Annotated in this window: 20 protein-coding genes; 8 read left to right on the top strand and 12 right to left on the bottom strand. The window is 60.8% G+C overall.

The window, feature by feature from the left end; all coding sequences use genetic code 11:
- Positions 1–8 precede the first annotated feature (8 nt).
- From IAU67_RS06975 to IAU67_RS06995, 5 genes are all read right to left on the bottom strand, one after another.
- A complete protein-coding gene (locus IAU67_RS06975; protein ID WP_151841967.1) occupies positions 9–428 on the bottom strand; it encodes a DoxX family protein in 420 nt (139 codons plus the stop codon).
- Between the two features lie 42 nt (positions 429–470).
- Entirely contained in the window at positions 471–1,766 is a 1,296-nt protein-coding gene (gene sepX, locus IAU67_RS06980) for a divisome protein SepX/GlpR (protein WP_151841968.1), read from the bottom strand.
- A 114-nt stretch (positions 1,767–1,880) separates the two neighbouring features.
- The gene (locus tag IAU67_RS06985; RefSeq protein ID WP_151841969.1) at positions 1,881–2,564 is read right to left on the bottom strand and encodes a GNAT family N-acetyltransferase; all 684 of its coding nucleotides are present in this window, start codon (positions 2,562–2,564) and stop codon (positions 1,881–1,883) included.
- Between the two features lie 5 nt (positions 2,565–2,569).
- Entirely contained in the window at positions 2,570–3,853 is a 1,284-nt protein-coding gene (gene glp / locus IAU67_RS06990; protein ID WP_151841970.1) for a molybdotransferase-like divisome protein Glp, read from the bottom strand.
- Positions 3,854–3,859: 6 nt separating this feature from the next.
- Positions 3,860–4,759 carry a UTP--glucose-1-phosphate uridylyltransferase gene (locus IAU67_RS06995; RefSeq protein WP_187767878.1) on the bottom strand — a complete coding sequence of 300 codons (900 nt, stop codon included), beginning with the start codon at positions 4,757–4,759 and terminating at the stop codon, positions 3,860–3,862.
- 143 nt (positions 4,760–4,902) lie between these two features.
- Here IAU67_RS06995 and IAU67_RS07000 point away from each other — a divergent pair, with 143 nt between their 5' ends.
- Both IAU67_RS07000 and mscL read left to right on the top strand, forming a co-directional pair.
- The gene (locus tag IAU67_RS07000; protein WP_187767879.1) at positions 4,903–5,538 is read left to right on the top strand and encodes a 5-formyltetrahydrofolate cyclo-ligase; all 636 of its coding nucleotides are present in this window, start codon (positions 4,903–4,905) and stop codon (positions 5,536–5,538) included.
- Between the two features lie 52 nt (positions 5,539–5,590).
- Positions 5,591–6,067 (top strand): large conductance mechanosensitive channel protein MscL, encoded by a 477-nt coding sequence (gene mscL / locus IAU67_RS07005; RefSeq protein WP_151841973.1) that lies wholly within the window; start codon positions 5,591–5,593, stop codon positions 6,065–6,067.
- Positions 6,068–6,302: 235 nt separating this feature from the next.
- Here the strand turns inward: mscL and IAU67_RS07010 are convergent, their stop codons facing one another.
- The 6 genes from IAU67_RS07010 to IAU67_RS07035 all read right to left on the bottom strand — a co-directional run bounded on the left by IAU67_RS07010 (position 6,303) and on the right by IAU67_RS07035 (position 11,359).
- Positions 6,303–6,887, bottom strand: coding sequence for a MogA/MoaB family molybdenum cofactor biosynthesis protein (locus tag IAU67_RS07010; RefSeq protein ID WP_151841974.1), 585 nt, complete (start codon positions 6,885–6,887; stop codon positions 6,303–6,305).
- Between the two features lie 180 nt (positions 6,888–7,067).
- Positions 7,068–8,315: a S1C family serine protease gene (locus IAU67_RS07015; protein WP_225723475.1), complete on the bottom strand. Its 1,248-nt coding sequence runs from the start codon at positions 8,313–8,315 to the stop codon at positions 7,068–7,070.
- A gap of 172 nt (positions 8,316–8,487) precedes the next feature.
- Positions 8,488–10,092 (bottom strand): HAMP domain-containing sensor histidine kinase, encoded by a 1,605-nt coding sequence (locus tag IAU67_RS07020; protein WP_151841975.1) that lies wholly within the window; start codon positions 10,090–10,092, stop codon positions 8,488–8,490.
- Positions 10,089–10,778, bottom strand: a complete 690-nt coding sequence (locus tag IAU67_RS07025; RefSeq protein WP_151841976.1) for a response regulator transcription factor — start codon at positions 10,776–10,778, stop codon at positions 10,089–10,091. Before IAU67_RS07025 ends, IAU67_RS07020 begins: the two co-directional genes overlap by 4 nt.
- 104 nt (positions 10,779–10,882) lie before the next feature.
- The gene (rpmF, locus tag IAU67_RS07030; protein ID WP_151841977.1) at positions 10,883–11,050 is read right to left on the bottom strand and encodes a 50S ribosomal protein L32; all 168 of its coding nucleotides are present in this window, start codon (positions 11,048–11,050) and stop codon (positions 10,883–10,885) included.
- 48 nt (positions 11,051–11,098) lie between these two features.
- Positions 11,099–11,359 (bottom strand): type B 50S ribosomal protein L31, encoded by a 261-nt coding sequence (locus tag IAU67_RS07035; protein WP_151841978.1) that lies wholly within the window; start codon positions 11,357–11,359, stop codon positions 11,099–11,101.
- A gap of 431 nt (positions 11,360–11,790) precedes the next feature.
- On the opposite strand from IAU67_RS07035, the gene rpmB reads away from it, so the two are divergent.
- From rpmB to IAU67_RS07065, 6 genes are all read left to right on the top strand, one after another.
- On the top strand, positions 11,791–12,027 hold the full coding sequence (rpmB, locus tag IAU67_RS07040) for a 50S ribosomal protein L28 (RefSeq protein ID WP_151841979.1): 237 nt from the start codon (positions 11,791–11,793) through the stop codon (positions 12,025–12,027).
- 3 nt (positions 12,028–12,030) lie between these two features.
- Complete coding sequence (gene rpmG / locus IAU67_RS07045) at positions 12,031–12,195, top strand: 50S ribosomal protein L33 (protein WP_027013145.1); 165 nt, start codon at positions 12,031–12,033, stop codon at positions 12,193–12,195.
- Between the two features lie 3 nt (positions 12,196–12,198).
- Entirely contained in the window at positions 12,199–12,504 is a 306-nt protein-coding gene (gene rpsN, locus IAU67_RS07050; protein WP_035113257.1) for a 30S ribosomal protein S14, read from the top strand.
- Between the two features lie 15 nt (positions 12,505–12,519).
- Entirely contained in the window at positions 12,520–12,768 is a 249-nt protein-coding gene (rpsR, locus tag IAU67_RS07055; protein WP_151841980.1) for a 30S ribosomal protein S18, read from the top strand.
- A 163-nt stretch (positions 12,769–12,931) separates the two neighbouring features.
- Complete coding sequence (locus IAU67_RS07060; protein WP_151841981.1) at positions 12,932–13,630, top strand: RDD family protein; 699 nt, start codon at positions 12,932–12,934, stop codon at positions 13,628–13,630.
- A 37-nt stretch (positions 13,631–13,667) separates the two neighbouring features.
- Positions 13,668–14,627 (top strand): AEC family transporter, encoded by a 960-nt coding sequence (locus IAU67_RS07065; protein WP_151841982.1) that lies wholly within the window; start codon positions 13,668–13,670, stop codon positions 14,625–14,627.
- 35 nt (positions 14,628–14,662) lie between these two features.
- On the opposite strand, the gene trpB is transcribed toward IAU67_RS07065, so the two are convergent.
- Entirely contained in the window at positions 14,663–15,979 is a 1,317-nt protein-coding gene (gene trpB, locus IAU67_RS07070) for a tryptophan synthase subunit beta (RefSeq protein WP_151841983.1), read from the bottom strand.
- Between the last annotated feature and the right edge of the window lie 22 nt (positions 15,980–16,001).

The following is a 16,001-nucleotide window of genomic DNA, read 5'->3' on the forward strand; positions in this document are numbered from 1 at the left end:
ATAGAGCTTTAAGAAAAGCGCGAGAGCGCCTTATCCAGGCTCGCACGGCCCGGACCGAACACCACCAGAATAAGGCAGGTGACAATAATCAACAGCACAAACTCAAAACCACCATGGTCCACAAATAGACCGTGGCTGATGTGCACAATGTACATCACTGCTGCGAAATAAAAGACAGCCACCAGCGCCACGGCGGTTGTGAGCAGCCCCACCACCAGCATGGCGCCGGCCAGCATTTCAAAAATGGAGCCACCCCACGCGCTGAGGCGGGGCTGCACCACACCCATCTGTTGGAATTGAGCGATGGTGCCGTTGGGGCCCTCCATGCCCTGGAGGAAAATCTTCTGCCAACCGTGGCCAATCAGAATGAGGCCAAGGACCAGGCGCAGCACGAGCAGTGCAGCGTCGCGGACTGCTGGGTGATTCATGAGGGTATCTTAACGGGATTCACACGCGGGCCGCACGTGGGGTTACATCGCACGGACGGAGTGATCGTAGTAGGTGTTGTCGCGATCGTCGTTGTCGTAGAAGTAGCCGCCGTCGATGTAGCTCAGGTGCTGGAACTCTGGGTCCATATCGTCGGCCTCGACAATGATCGCGCCTGGGCGGCGCAGGCGATCCGGGATACCCAGCTCCTCGTCCTCGGCGTTGCGCACGCCCAGGCGTGCACGGCGCATGCGAGTCAGGCGGCGCTGGCGCAGGCGAGCCTCCTCCACGGCAGTGCGGCGCAGGGCCACCAGGTAGAACACCGTGAAGCCCAGCACAGCCGCGAACAGCAGCCAGGTGACGTGTCCCACGGTGACACCCAGGATGCCGGTGAGGACCGTCAGTACAGCCAAGCCCATGAGCACCTGAGCACGGCGCTTCTGGCGCTGCTTCACCAGGCGCTGCGACGCCACGGGATCGTACACCCCGCGTCCCTTGCGGGAGTTTGCATAGGCGATGTCCTCGTCCGTGATCTCATCGGAGTCATCCACCACGATCGCCTGGGCCTGGGTCAGGTAGTCCGCGTGCTCATCGGCCACGCGTGGCTCCTCCAGGTCATCGGCAGTGTCCACGGCCGTGTTCACATCGCCGCCACGGAGGTAGGCCTCCGGCAGGACGATGCGGTCGTCGGAGTCGTCGAGTGCCTCTGCATTGTCCTCAGCATCGTTGTCATCTGCGGCGCTGTCGTCGACGAGAACCTCGGCGTCGGTCTCATCCTCGGTATCGGCAGCATCCGCAGCATCAGCCTCGGCATCGGAATCAGAGTCGGCGTTGTGCTCAGTGTCCAGCTCAGCATCCACAACGTCCGGCTCGGCAGACTCGGCCTGCTCCGTGTCCACGATCTCTCCGTCGACGATCTCAGGCTCCACAACGTCCGCGTCCAGAACCTCGGACTCCGCTGGCTCGGACTCCGCCTTCCTCTCAGCGCGGGACGCACCCCAACGCGCAGCGATCTGCGCAAAGCGGCCCGCCGGACGTGCCGAGGTATCCTCGTCATCGAAGACGATGTACTCCGGCTCCGCGTCCACCAGCTCCAGATCCTCATCGTCGGAGGCCTTGTACAGGCTCTCGGACGGCTTCAGCTTCCGCAGCGTGGGCATCCGGCGGCCCGACTGCGCAGACTCACCCTCCTGCTCATCCTTCTGGGCACCCCCCGAAAGAATCACGCGCGTTTCATTCAGCGCCTGTGCTGTACGGCGCACAGGACGCTGGTTACGCAGCAGCAACGGGGCCAGCAGCACCAGCCAGACAACAGCAATAAGCAGAAGAGAGCCAGACATGATTTCTACGGTATCGAGTCCATCTTTCTCACGCTGCCTGCCACGCCGAACCCCGGCCAATTGCGCTGTGCGATTACGTCATGGCGCTGTGCTATTGCGCCATGGCGGCAACCTTTAGCCCATACCCGGCCGCAATCTCCCCGTATTAATCAATCGATGAACCACACCGCCCGGCGTGCTTTCCTCCACCGTCTGCGCCACCAACAGGTGATCCTGCCAGTGGCCATCAATGTGAAGATTGCGCTGCAGGCGGCCCTCCACCCGAAAACCCGTGTTGCGCAGCACAGCAATGCTGGCGGAATTATTCTCCAGGACGGTGGCTTCCACCCGGTGCAGTTTCAGCATCTTCATCGCGAAATCCGTGCCCAGCGCGGTGGCCGCCGTGGCAATTCCTCGGCCGGAATATTCCTTCGCCACCCAATAGCCAATCCAACAATTGGACAGACTTCCGCGTTGAATTGTGCCGAGCGTTAATTGCCCCACAAACTGCCCGTCGGCCTCAATCACCAACGGAAAAACACTGCCGTGACGCCGCGCATCTTGAAGATACAGATAGGTATCCCGCCACCGCCCCGGCGTATGCGCCTCCTGCCAGGTCCCCTCCACGGTGGGCTCCACGGGCCGCAGCTGCTTTTCGTTACTCAGCCGCAGCTCACGCCAGCGCTGCCCATCGCCGCGCCGCAGGTCACGCAGGCGCACCAGCGCCGGATCCTGGCCCGTCGTGCGGACATACGGGGTGGACACCCGTTGCCGCCTGCCGCTCAGCTCGGCGACAATGTCACCCAACCAGTGGACCATCGCTTCTAGCTCTGATTACTCAAAAACATCACATCGACGACGTGCCCTGGGGGAATCGGGCCGGCGTCGGACGGCACAACGATCAGGCAATTTGCCTGGCCATGACTGCCCAGCAGGTGCGTCGGCTCGCCCGGATGTACCGCGCCCAGCGGGTCCACCAGGAACTCCATCGTGTCCCGATCGCGCATCAACTGGCCCCGAATAAATCCCCGACGCCCAGGCGCCGATTCAATCGGAGCAATCGTCCGAGCCTGAACCACCCGTCGGGTCGCTTGCCTCTGGCCGCGAATCAGCTGGATCAACGGCCGGACCAGCACCTCGAACACCACCAGCGCCGCCGAGGGGTTGGACGGCAGCAGGAACGTGGGCACCGCGTCCGGGCCCAGCCGGCCGAAGCCCAACACGGACCCAGGGTGCATCGCGATGCGGGAGACGTCCATCTCACCCAGCTCGCCCACGACCTCCCGCAGGCGGTCGCTCGCGGCGCCACCCACGCCACCGGCGATGACCACAACCTCCGAGCGCATGAGCTGTCCCTCGATGAGGTCCTTCAGCTTCCGCGGCTCGCCGTTGATCACGCCAATGCGGTTGACCTCGGCGCCCGCCTCACGGCCCGCCGCTGCCAGCGAATAGGAGTTGATGTCATAAACATGACCCAGGCCCGCGTCACGGTCGATGTCCACCAGCTCCTGGCCGAAGGACATCACAGACATGCGCGGCTTGGGGTAGACCAGTACCTTGGAGCGGCCGGCAGCGGCCAACAGACCCACCTGAGCAGCGCCAATGACGGTTCCCTGCTCCACCACCACATCGCCGGGCTGCACATCGGAGCCCTCGCGGTGGACGAACTCGCCACTATTCACCGGGTGTAGCGGGCGGATCCACCGCCGATTGGACTCGGCCCAATCCAGCGGCAGCACCGCATCAGCCAAGTTCGGGAGCGGGGCACCCGTTTCCACCCGCACAGCCTGACGCGGCTGCAGGCGCACCGGCCGCTGAGAGCCCGCGGAGATATCACCCACCACAGGGAACTCCTCCACCGCGCGGGGCGGCTGGCCCTCCTCCTCAGCCTGAATCCCCTGCTGAAGCCCCTGGAGGAAGTTGCGCACATCCACCGCGCGCACAGCAAAACCGTCAATGGCAGCCTGGTTGAAGCTGGGCAGGCTCTGCGTGCCCTCCACGCGCTCCGCACACCGCAGACCCAGCGCATCAGAAATGGCAATGCGCACCGGCTCCGGGGTGCTCGCCGCAGCAGTGATAATTGCTAACTGCTCTTCAACAGTCCGCATAAAGCTCTACTTCCTAGAATCCAAGAGGTTACGCAGCCACTTATCCAACGATGGCCCGTAGGTAGGATCATCCAACGCGAAATCAACACACGCGCGAATATAACCGCCCGGGTTACCCAGATCATGGCGCTTTCCATGGTGAACCAGAATATGCACCGGATGCCCCTCGGTAATCATCAACTCAATCGCATCCGTAATCTGGATTTCGCCCCCCTTGCCTGGTTTGGTACGACGCAGGGCGTCGAATACCTGACGATCCAACAAGTAACGACCCGTCGCAACAAAATTGGACGGAGCATCCTCCACGGCCGGCTTCTCCACCATGCCACGAACGCATTTCACGTCCTCGCGGCCGCCGTCGACCTCGTCAATGTCAAACACGCCGTAATTGGAGACATCCTCCTGCGGCACCTCGAAAGCGCACAGCACGGAGCCGCCGAACTCCTCGCGGATGGCCAGCATCTTGTCCATCACGCCGAACGGCAGAACCAAGTCATCTGGGAGCATGACGGCAAAGCAGTCCTCATCCTCGTCCAGAGCCTCTTCGGCCAGGCTGATCGCGTGGCCCAGACCCAGCGGCTTGTCCTGAACCACGGCTTGTGGGTGAATCAGACCGTTGACGGCCTGCACCTTCTCCAGCAGGTCCAGCTTCCCGCGGGCCTCCAGGGTCTCCTCCAGCTGCTGGTCTTGGTCGAAGTGCCCCATCACGCCGGCCTTCTTCGGGGCGGTAATCACCGCCAGACGCTGTGCACCAGCCTCCGCAGCCTCCCGGGCGATCAGCTCGATTCCCGGGGTTCCCACCACTGGCAGGAGCTCCTTCGGCACCGTCTTCGTGGCAGGCAGGAAACGGGTTCCCAAGCCGGCCGCAGGAACAACAACGGTTTTTAAGCGCACAGAATCACTCATGTTTATCGATAATACCTTTGAAGAAGGGTTCAGTGGCCGCGCACACGCTGGCTCGCTGGGGTTTTTCACACAGTGTGCTACTGCAGGGTCAGGCATAGGGCTTAGGCAGTAGGTGCGGTCGGCCGGCACCTACAATGGCCGTCATGGACAACCCCACGGACATCTCACAGGCCAAGCGCGACCTGCGCGCCTCCACCCGAGCCCGCCGCGAGAGCGTCAGCCCCGAGCAGCGCGCAGCGCGCGACCAGATGATCCAGGCACATCTGGTTGACTACCTGCGGCGACACCAGGCAGAGACGAAGCGAGAGACGCAGACGGACAGCGCCAACGCAGGACGTTCAGACGCTCCCCTGACGGTCACCGCCTTCGTCCCCATGGACTCCGAGCCCGGTGGCCGCTGGCTGCCTGACGTCCTCCGCGCGGCGGGATTTCGCGTGATTTTGCCCCGTGTGGCCCAGAAAAATCTGGAATGGGTGCCCTACACCGGGGATTTGGAACGCAGTTCCTGGGGATTAATGGAGCCCACTGATGAAAAAATTTCTCAACCCCTCCCAGAGGTAGTTGACGTGGCCATCATCCCAGCTATTGGGCTAGATTCCGCAGGGCACAGGCTTGGCCAGGGTGGAGGTTTCTACGATCGTCAACTTGCACAAGGCAACCTGAATGTAACAAGATTAGGAATTGTTGATCAGTGGGAATTCCATACGCATGTCCCTCATGCCTCGCACGACCTCACTGTGAATACCGTCATCACCGAACACAGCGTGTTCGAAATGTGAAAAGCACCACATTTTTCTTTTTATTTACTCTCCTGAAAGGGACTATTTTTCCATGCTTAAGGGATTCAAGGACTTCATCCTACGCGGCAACGTGATCGAGCTCGGCGTTGCCGTGGTCATGGCATCCGCATTCGGTGCAGTTGTCACCTCCTTCACCGAAGGCATCATCGACCCACTGCTGGCCGCTGTGGGTGGCCCAGAATCCATCGGTCTTGGCTTCCACCTGCGCCCAGGTAACGACGCCACCTTCATCAACTTGGGCTCCATCATCACCGCCACGATCACCTTCCTGATCACCGCCGCTGTGATCTACTTCGTGCTGATCCTGCCGATGAACAAGGCCACCGAGCTGGCAGCTCGCCGCAAGGGCATCGACGCTGAAGAGGTTTCCGAGGCCAGCGAAGTTGAGTTGCTGGTGGAGATCCGCGACCTGCTGCGTGCCCAGCAGGGCCTGGAGACCGACGGTTTCCGTCCACTGGACGACGACCAGCCTAAGGCTGGCGAGCAGGGCGGCAAGCACTCCATCTAAGTGCGAGTGGATCCTCCCCAGTGGGGAGGCCGCTGCTCCTCCCAAAACTCAGCATCAAAGCCCCCGCCCTCGGTGCGGGGGCTTTTCGCATATCCGGTGGGCTCAGAAGCATGCTGCTTGCCTAGGACCCCGAAGCGCCGGCGCCTGGTCCTCGGCCGGTCCCCCTGCGCTGCGTCACCCCGGCTCCGGTCCCCCTCCGCCCTGTCGCCCGCAGCGCCGCGTGAGCCTCCCGTCATCAGGAGGACCGATTCATGTCCGCCACCACGTGACGCACCAACGGCCCCAAGGCCGCCATGCCATCACGGATCGCGGAACGGGTACTGGCGATGTTCACCACCACCGTGGAGCCTGCCACCCCGGACACTCCGCGGGACAGCCCTGCCTCCAGGGAGTTCGCCGCCAGGCCGGAGGAACGCAGCGCTTCACTGATTCCCGGGATCTTCCGATCCAGCTCCGCACGGGTAGCTTCCGGGGTTTTATCGCGGGGCCCATGCCCGGTTCCACCGACCGTCACCACCAGGTCCGTTCCGCCAACCACGGCCGTTTGGATCGCCTGGCGGATCGCCGGTTTGCGGGAGGGAACCGTCACGACGGCGTCGACACGAAAATCATCTTCAGCCAGCAACTCCGCAACCAGTTCCCCCGCACCGGTTTCGTCAGTTTGTTTGTCGGTAACGATCACGACCATCGCATGCAGCAACATCCGCTGATTATCGGAGCGGGTGCGCTGCTGGGCGTCGAGCGTATGAAACAGACTATCGTCCGGCTCCGGAATGTCGTCGACGTGGCTCTCCTGCAGGTTCGCCCGCAGGTTCTCCATGTCTTCCAGGCTTTGGAGTTCTGACCTGCCCTTATTTCTATGTGGCACTGTGCTTCAAATCTCTTTCTTCACAGAAGGTGGACGGTGTGTTGGTATCTCTACCTATGATCACACCGTAACGTGTCCCGCGCATAGTTTATAGCCAAAAAAGTGGGATTCCCGGTGGGATCCCGCGTGGGGTTACTCCGCGGCCAGGGTCACCTCCACGGTCCGCTCGTCCCCGCCGCCCTTCGGGCGCAGCGTGAGCGTCACCGTGTCGCCCACGTTGTAGGAACGGATCGCGGCAATCAGGCCCACACCACTTTCCACAATCCGGTCGTTGACCTTGGTGACCACGTCGCCGTCTTTCACGCCGGCCTTCTCGGCCGGGCTGCCGCTCATCACCTGGGCGATCTCCGCGCCCGCCATGTCGCTCACGGTATTGACCTGGGCACCGATGACCGGCTTCGTCACCTTGCCCTCGTCGATGAGCTGCCGGGAAATCTTCTGCGCCTGGTTCGACGGAATCGCAAAGCCCAGGCCGATCGAGCCTGCGGTATCGCTGGATCCGGAGCCAAGGCTGGCGATGACCGACGGGATGCCCACCAGCTCGCCATTCATGTTGACCAGCGCGCCACCGGAGTTACCCGGGTTGATGGCGGCATCCGTCTGAATGGCATCGATCAGGGAACCCTCGCCGCCGCGCTCACCCGCGGCCTGCACGGGGCGATTCTTCGCGGAGACGATACCGCTGGTCACCGTGGCGCTTAAGCCCAGCGGCGAGCCCACGGCCACGACCGCCTGCCCCACCTGCACGTCATCGGAGTTGCCGATGGCGATGGGCTGCAGATCGTTGGCGCCGTCTGCCTTAATCACCGCAATGTCCGACGCCGGGTCCGTCGCCACCACCGTCGCCGGGAGGGTGCGGCCGTCGTTGGTGAGCACCTCGATCTTGGAGCGACCCCGCTCCGCCCCGTCCACCACGTGGTTGTTGGTCATGATGAGGCCGTCGTTGCTGATGATCGAGCCGGAGCCCTCCCCCTCCGACCGCGGCGTGGCCACGCGAATGGACACCACCGACGGCAGCACCTTCTGCGCCACGGCCTCGACCGTGCCGTCTGCCACCTCACGCGGGGTGGTGTGGCTTGCGTTTTCCGTGCGGTTCAGGCTGGTGTTGCTGCTGGAGAAACTGCTGGTGTTCCCCGTTTCCTTCAGCACGACCGCCGTTGTTCCCGACGCCAACACCGCGCCTGCCAACAGCATCGCCGCCAAGGCACCGGTGGACCAGCGCTTGGGTTCCTTGGTGGCCGCCTGTGAAGGCTGGATGTGCGGGGCGGCCGGCTGGCCGTGCTGGCCGGCAGCTTGGGCTTGCTGGCCTTGAGGATAGCCAGGCTCGGCACCCAGGTTCATGCTCTGGGTCTGTGCGTTGGCTCGCTGAGTGCTGCCCATGGAAAAATCGGGTGCCCCTTTCATCGGACCCCCGGAGGATTCTTGTCCTGATTCTGGATTGAAAGACGGTTGATTATCCATAATTCACAGCCTTCGTGTGTGTACTAATCTTTTGAACGTTCACTAGGATGCGCCCCGAACCTGGGAGGAGCCCACATTCGGTGCTGGCAGGTCATTCTTTACTTCTTTGAAATTTCCTGTGAGCTTTCTCAATCCTCATAACGGTAGATTGACAGCTTGGACCATTTACCCCCCCCCCCGGAGCATCCGGGTCCTCGCGGGAGTCACAGGGGTGCGCTGGCAACAATACGCGCATCAGGGCGCCGCCGTCATCCGACTCGTCAGCGATAATCATTCCCCCGTGCTTATCGATGACTTGCTTCACGATGGCCAGGCCCAGGCCGGAACCGGGTTGGGAGCGCGCTTCGATGGAGCGGTAGAAGCGGTCAAAGACGTGGATGCGATCTGCCTCGGCAATGCCAGGACCCGAGTCCGCGATGCGGATTTCCAGTGTTCGGGCGCAGTCTTGATCCTTAGCGGTAGCCTCGAGTGGTTGCGGCACTTCTTCCATCCACACCCGCACCACGCCATCGTGTGGGCTCCATTTTGCGGCGTTATCCATCAAATTGGTGAACGCGCGGCTTAAGGAAAAGTGATCTCCCGTCATGCACCACGGCAACAAATGCATATGGAATTCCACGTCCGGACGGCGGCGTTGAATGCGTTCCAACACGGAGAAGAAAATCTCGTCGAGTTCGACTTCCTCCATTGAGGAATGCTCGGCGCTTCCGCTATCTTCGCGGGCCAGGTCCACCAGATCGCCAATGAGGGAGCTCATTTCATTAATCTGGCCGATCACATCTTTTTCCAGAGAGCGAACTTCTTCTTCGTCCAGCTTTGGAGCGCCCGGTTTCGACAATTGCATGAGCAATTCCATGTTGGTCCGCAAGGAAGTCAGCGGTGTTTTGAGCTCATGCGAGGCATCGGCAACAAGGTTTTTCTGCTTGCTTTCCGCAGATTGCAACGCATTCATCATGCGGTTATAGGACACGGTCAGCGCGCCCAGCTCGTCGTGGGTGTGCACGGGAATCTCCCGCAGCTCACCGGTCTCTGTCACGCGGTCCACGGCTCGCCGCAAGCGGTTGATCGGCTGAACGCCCGCGGAGGCCACCACCACGCCGGTGATGATGGCGCCCACGGCACCCGTGATCGCCAGCAACACCAGCACCAGAGCCAAGGAATCCAGCGGGTCCTTCACCATCGAGGTGGGCTGGGACACCACGATCACCGTGCCGGTCCCCTGACGCAGGGTGTACATCCGCTCACCCTCGAAGTCCTCGAAGGAAAATGGCTTGTCGCCCTGGAGCACGGAAATGGCCCCTGGACCCACAAGATCGTAAAATGTGGACGGCTCAATGCCTGAAGCGGTGACGGTGCCCGGAACCACCATCACCTTGAAGTTATTGACTTCCTCGTCAAAGCTGGGGGTGAAAACGCCAGCGGTGTCCTCCGCGCGGCGAACCAGACTACCGGGCGAATCGTCCTCCGCCAGCGCGTGCGCCTGCGTTTGCAGACTGCGATCCTGGCTCTGGTACATCACGGTACTCACGCTGGTGTAGGCAGCCACCGTGATGATTGCGATGGACGCGATCACCACGATTGCGGTCAACGCCGTCAATCGTCCGCGCAAGGACATGCCTTGGAACAGCGAGGGGCGGTCATCCTCGCTGAAAACGCCTCTATCATCCGGGGAGTCGGACAGCCTACGCAGAATCACGGCGTTTCCCGCAGGACATAACCCACGCCACGGACAGTATGGATCAGGCGTGGCTCGCCATCCCGTTCCGTCTTACGACGCAGGTAACCGATGTACACCTCCAGCGCGTTGCCGGAGGTAGGGAAATCGTAGCCCCACACCTCTTCCAAAATGGTTGTACGGGACATCACCTTATTGGGATGCAGCAACAGCAGCTCCAACAAAGCGAACTCCGTGCGAGTGAGGCTAATCGAGCGGCCGCCACGACGAACATCGCGGGTCTCCGGGTTCAACACCAAATCGGCGAACTCCAAAGGCCCTCGAGTTTTGACCGCCTCATGGACACGAGAAGAGCGTCGGATTAATGAACGGGTACGCGCAAGCAGTTCCTCTAACGCAAACGGTTTAGGAAGATAATCGTCAGCTCCGGCGTCCAGGCCGGCCACGCGTTCGGACACGGCGTCGCGGGCAGTCAACAATAAAATAGGGAGATCATCACCATCACTACGCAGCTCGCGGCAGACCTGAAGCCCATCCAGCTTCGGCATCATCACATCCAAGATGGCGAGGTCAGGATGCTCTTCCTCGATCATGGCCAGAGCCTCTTCACCATCCGTGGCCAGCACCACGTCATAACCATTAAAGCTGAGCGACCGGCGAAGAGAGTCGCGTACCGCCTGATCGTCATCAACAACAAGTATTTTCATAAGGGCTATTGTGCCTGCCTTTCGGACAATAAAAAAGGGAGACACCCTCACAGGGGCATCTCCCTCGTACGCTGTGTCGCAACCGAGCCGCGACGGACAGGAAATTAATCCAGCTCAACAAGGCCGAGCTGTGCGGCCTTCACCAGACGACGTGGGATCTGAACGTCCTGGCCGTTGATCTTTACATTCTGCAGAGCAACGTTGTCGGACTTCCACTGGGAACGACGGGAGTGGGTGTTCGCACGGGACATGCGACGCTTTGGAACTGCCATGGCTTCTTGCCTCCTCTAAGAGTGCGGTGTTGGGGTTTTAAGAGTTGATTAGCGCTTACGACGCGCCAGGTTTCCGTAACGACGCTGGAACTTCTCCACGCGACCTGCGGTGTCCATCACACGCTGAGCGCCGGTCCAGAATGGGTGGGACTCGCTGGTGACGTCCACCACGATCAGTGGGTACTCCTTGCCGTCTTCCCACTCAACAGTGCGGTCAGAGGTAGCGGTAGAACGGGTCAGGAACTGGTGACCAGTGCTGGCGTCCTTGAAGACGACGTAGTGGTAATCCGGGTGGATATCCTTCTTCATTGTTATTCCCTAAAGGTTTGTCAACGGGTCGGTCCTTGGAACGTGTGTCAGAGGTACTGCACTGCGTACCAGGTGCTGTATGCCAGGTACTGTGCGAGAGCCCCGCCGCAGTCCAAGGTCGTGCCCGAGTTGGGGTGAAAACATGTACAAGCGGGATATTCTAGCGGATCCGGGGGCGTTTAGGAAATCCTTCCAGGAGTGGCGCTCAACGGTTCTGGCGGAGTTCCACGAACGAACGACGCAAAAAATGCGCCGCAATTAGGACTTTGGTGGGCTCCTAAGGTAGTGTTGTCCTCTGCTGTTGTCTAGTAAACGTCATTGCCAGGCACACACGCAGGTCGAGCATGTTTTCTAGCGGACTGTCTACCCGTCTACGAAACACTCGCTGGCGTGAGTATGTATTACGCGTGCAGGGCAGAAGGAGAAAACCCATGTCGGCATATTGCCAGGTCACGGGACGCAAGCCAGGTTTTGGCAAGACTGTGTCTCACTCGCACCGCCGCACGAGCCGTCGCTGGAACCCTAATATCCAGCGTCGTTCGTTCTACCTGCCTTCCGAGGGACGCACGATCACCTTGAACGTGTCCACGAAGGGCCTGAAGACCATCGACCGTGATGGCATCGAATCCGTCGTTGCCAAGATCCGAGCCCGTGGGGAGAAGATCTAAAAAATGGCACGTAACGATATTCGCCCAATTATCAAGCTGAAGTCTACGGCTGGCACCGGTTACACCTACGTCACCCGTAAGAACAAGCGCAATAACCCGGACCGTATGACCCTGAAGAAGTACGATCCGATTGCCCGCAAGCACGTCGAATTCCGCGAGGAGCGATAATTTATGGCTAAGAAGTCCATGATCGCTAAGAACGAGCAGCGCAAGGAAATTGTCGCCCGTTACGCGGAGCGTCGCGCTGAGCTCAAGAAGATCATCAAGAACCCGAACACCTCCGACGAGGACCGCATGGAGGCACAGTGGGAGCTGAACCGTCAGCCTCGCAACGCTTCCCCAGTCCGCGTTCGTAACCGTGACGCTGCCGATGGCCGCCCACGCGGTTACCTGCGTAAGTTCGGTCTATCCCGCGTTCGCGTCCGTCAGATGGCTCACCGTGGTGAGCTGCCGGGCGTCCGCAAGTCCAGCTGGTAAAGGGAGGCTCACACAATGAAGCGCACCAACATCAAGAAGGCGCGGATCGAGCAGTCCCGTCGCCCCAAGAAGAACCCTCTCAAGGCCGAAGGCATTGAGACGGTTGACTACAAGAACTACGCTCTGCTGCGTAAGTTCATCTCCGACCGCGGCAAGATCCGTTCCCGCCGCGTCACCGGTCTCACCCCAAAGCAGCAGCGTGAGGTTGCTACCGCAATCAAGAACGCACGTGAGATGGCTCTGCTGCCATTCCACAGCCGCTGATAGGCTCGAGGCCTTCATACCGGGCATCTCCCCGGTAGACGTTTAACAGACACGGAAAACCCACCTTCTTTTGTCTAAAGAAGGTGGGTTTTTTGTATGCAAAATAGTGTGAGAGATGATACAAATAAGTAAAGGCTCACCTCAACATAGAAAAATATAACTTATGACCACCCCGAATGGCTCCACGCCATCCAATCCCTACGGAGATTTTTCCGACTCCTCCCCGCAGTACCCGAATGGGGCACAAAACCAAGACGGAGCACAGTCCCCTGATGGTGGGCAGTACTCCTCCTACGGTTCCTTCGGTGCCTTCCCCCAAGGCAATGAAGATCCAGCCATGGCCCCTCAATACGCCGGCCTAGGCATCCGTTTCCTCAGCCAACTTGTTGATGGCCTGATCAGCATGGTCATCATGGCTATCTGCTTTGCAGCCATCGGCCTTAAGCCATTCATGGACTGGATGGACAAGTTGGCGCTTGCTCAAGAGATCGAAGATCGCACGGGCATCCAGCAGCAAATCCCGGAGCTGTCTCTCACCCCCTTTTACATCGCCGGCATTCTCTCCACCCTCATCTGGTTCGCCTACCGTGTGTTCATGGAGCACCAGTGGGGCGGCTCGCTGGGCCGCATGGCGACAAGCACTCGTGTTCAAGACCAGGCCTCTGGAACCAACCCATCCCTGCGGTCCTCCGCCATCCGTAACTCCTGGATCCTGGGAGCTATGGTGATTGGCTGGATCCCCCTCGTGGGAACCTGGCTGGTCTTTGCGATCTATATCGTTATTGCAGTGACCATCAGCAAGTCCACGGCCGGCCAGTCCTTCACTGATCAGTGGGCTCACACCCAGGTGGTGCGCAAGTAGTCTTCGCACAACCCCCACGCGCTATACTTAGCGCATTATGCCCAATGTGATCTCAGGATTTGCCGTTGTTATCGTGATCATCGCATTGGGCTATTGTGTTGGGCGCAAACAGTTGCTGGGTCCGAACGCGGTGTACACCCTGAACATGTTCGTGTACTGGATCGCCCTTCCGCCCATGCTCATCATGTTCATGATGGATGCGGACCTGGAACTGCTCTTCGGCTCCGGGCTTGCCATCGCCATCCTCTCCGGCTGCGGGGCAGGACTACTGGGCTTCCTGGGATCCCGATTCCTCGCGAAGCGCGGCACCAGCGACTCCCTTATCGCCATGCTGGCGAGCTCCTACAACAACAGCACCCACCTGGGCATCCCCCTGGCCGCGCATATCCTGGGCAACCCCACCGCAACGCTTCCCATCATCCTGTTCCAGGTGGGCCTTTACGCCCCCGTGGCCACGCTCGCCCTGGACATCGCCACACAACCATCCGGCAGCACCCGCATCCGTGGGGCCGAACGTCTCCGTAACGTCCTTGGCGCAATAGTGCGCAACCCCATGATCATCGGCGCAGTCATCGGCGTGACCCTAAGCCTGCTGCACTCTCGCTACGATATTCAGCTTCCCTTCCTCATCACCGAGCCCCTCGACACACTGGCCCGGGCAACCGTGGGCGTGGCCCTCATCGGGTTCGGCATGTCTCTGGCCGGCACGGGCGTAATGGAAAAGGGTGTGAGCCCCCGCCGCAGCGTCCTGGCCGCCACGGCCATTAAGACCGTCATCCACCCTGCACTGGCCGTGGCCCTGGGGCACTTCCTCTTCGGCATGGACCAGCACACGCTCCTGATCCTCGCGGTCATCGCTGGACTTCCCACCGGCCAGAACGTCTTTACCTACGCCCAGCGCTACCAGGTAGGAACGATCCTGGCCAGGGACACCGCCGTGGTCTCCACCATCGTGTCCGTCCCCACCCTGTGTGCAATCTTCTTCCTACTGGGGTAGATGTCGCGGGCTAAACCCGCAGGGCTAAATGCAGGCTACACCCCCTCCCTCTCATTCGACTCCGCCGTCATCTGCTCCAACACCCCAGAAACATCCGGCGAGACCACCGGGTGCTCATAGGGATCCTTCGACGCCAAGTCTCCAATAATCCGGCGCACATAATCCACATCCTTATCCCCACGGCCGGACAAGTTCACCAGAATGTTCATCTCCTCGCCCGTCTTCTCACACTCCTCCGCCAGCTTCAGCGCATACGCCACCGCGTGCGCAGACTCCAGCGCCGGAATGATGCCCTCATACCGAGACAGGATCCGGAACGCCTGCAACGCTTCAGCATCCGTCACCGCCGGGTACTCCGCACGGCCCGTGTCCTTCAAATGAGAGTGCTCCGGTCCAATCCCCGGATAATCCAACCCAGCGGACACCGAATGGGAGTGCATGATCTCCTCGTCCTTCAGCAGAGCGTAAGAGCGGGAACCGTGCAGGATACCCACCACTCCCCTATTGAGCGGGGCGCCATGCTTGTCCGTGTCCAAGCCTTCACCGGCAGGTTCTACGCCGATGAGACGCACGCTGGCGTCGTCGTTTTCCAAATATGCAGAAAACGCACCAATCGCATTCGATCCCCCTCCCGCACACGCCACGACCGCATCCGGAACACCACCGATGATCTGCTGCATCTGCGGACGCGACTCGCGGGAAATGACCGCCTGGAACTCGTGCACCAACGTGGGGAACGGGTGCGGGCCACACGCCGAGCCCAGCACATAGTGCGTGTTGTCCACGTTCTCCACCCAGTCACCCAGCGCCACGTCGATCGCATCCGCCATCGCGTCGCCATGCTCATTCGTCACCGGCACCACCGTGGCCCCCATCAGGCGCATCCGGAACACATTCGGCTGCTGACGCGCCACATCCTTGGCACCCATGTAGATCGTGCAGTCCATGCCCATCAGAGATGCCACCATCGCCGTAGCCGTGCCATGCTGGCCCGCGCCCGTCTCCGCGATGAGACGAGTCTTGCCCAAACGCTTCGCCATCAGCGCCTGCGCCAGCACCTGGTTTCCCTTATGTGCGCCACCGTGGCACAGGTCCTCGCGCTTCAAAAAGATGCGCGCCTTCCCACGGCCGCGGCCCTCCAGCGGAAGGTTGGAGCACTCCGTAATAGGCGTGGGACGGCCCAAGTATTCCTTACGCAGTGCATCCAGCTCCTCGGCAAAGGTGGGATCGTTCAGCGCGTCCACGTAGGCCTGCTCCAGCTGATCCAGCACCGGCAGCAGCACCTCCGGGACGTACTGGCCGCCGTATTCGCCGAAGTAGGCATTCAAGAGGGTCTGGCGGGCTTCACTCATGATTGTTCTTCCTCTCACCTGA

It is taken from the genome of Corynebacterium zhongnanshanii (assembly GCF_014490575.1).
GTDB lineage: Bacteria > Actinomycetota > Actinomycetes > Mycobacteriales > Mycobacteriaceae > Corynebacterium > Corynebacterium zhongnanshanii.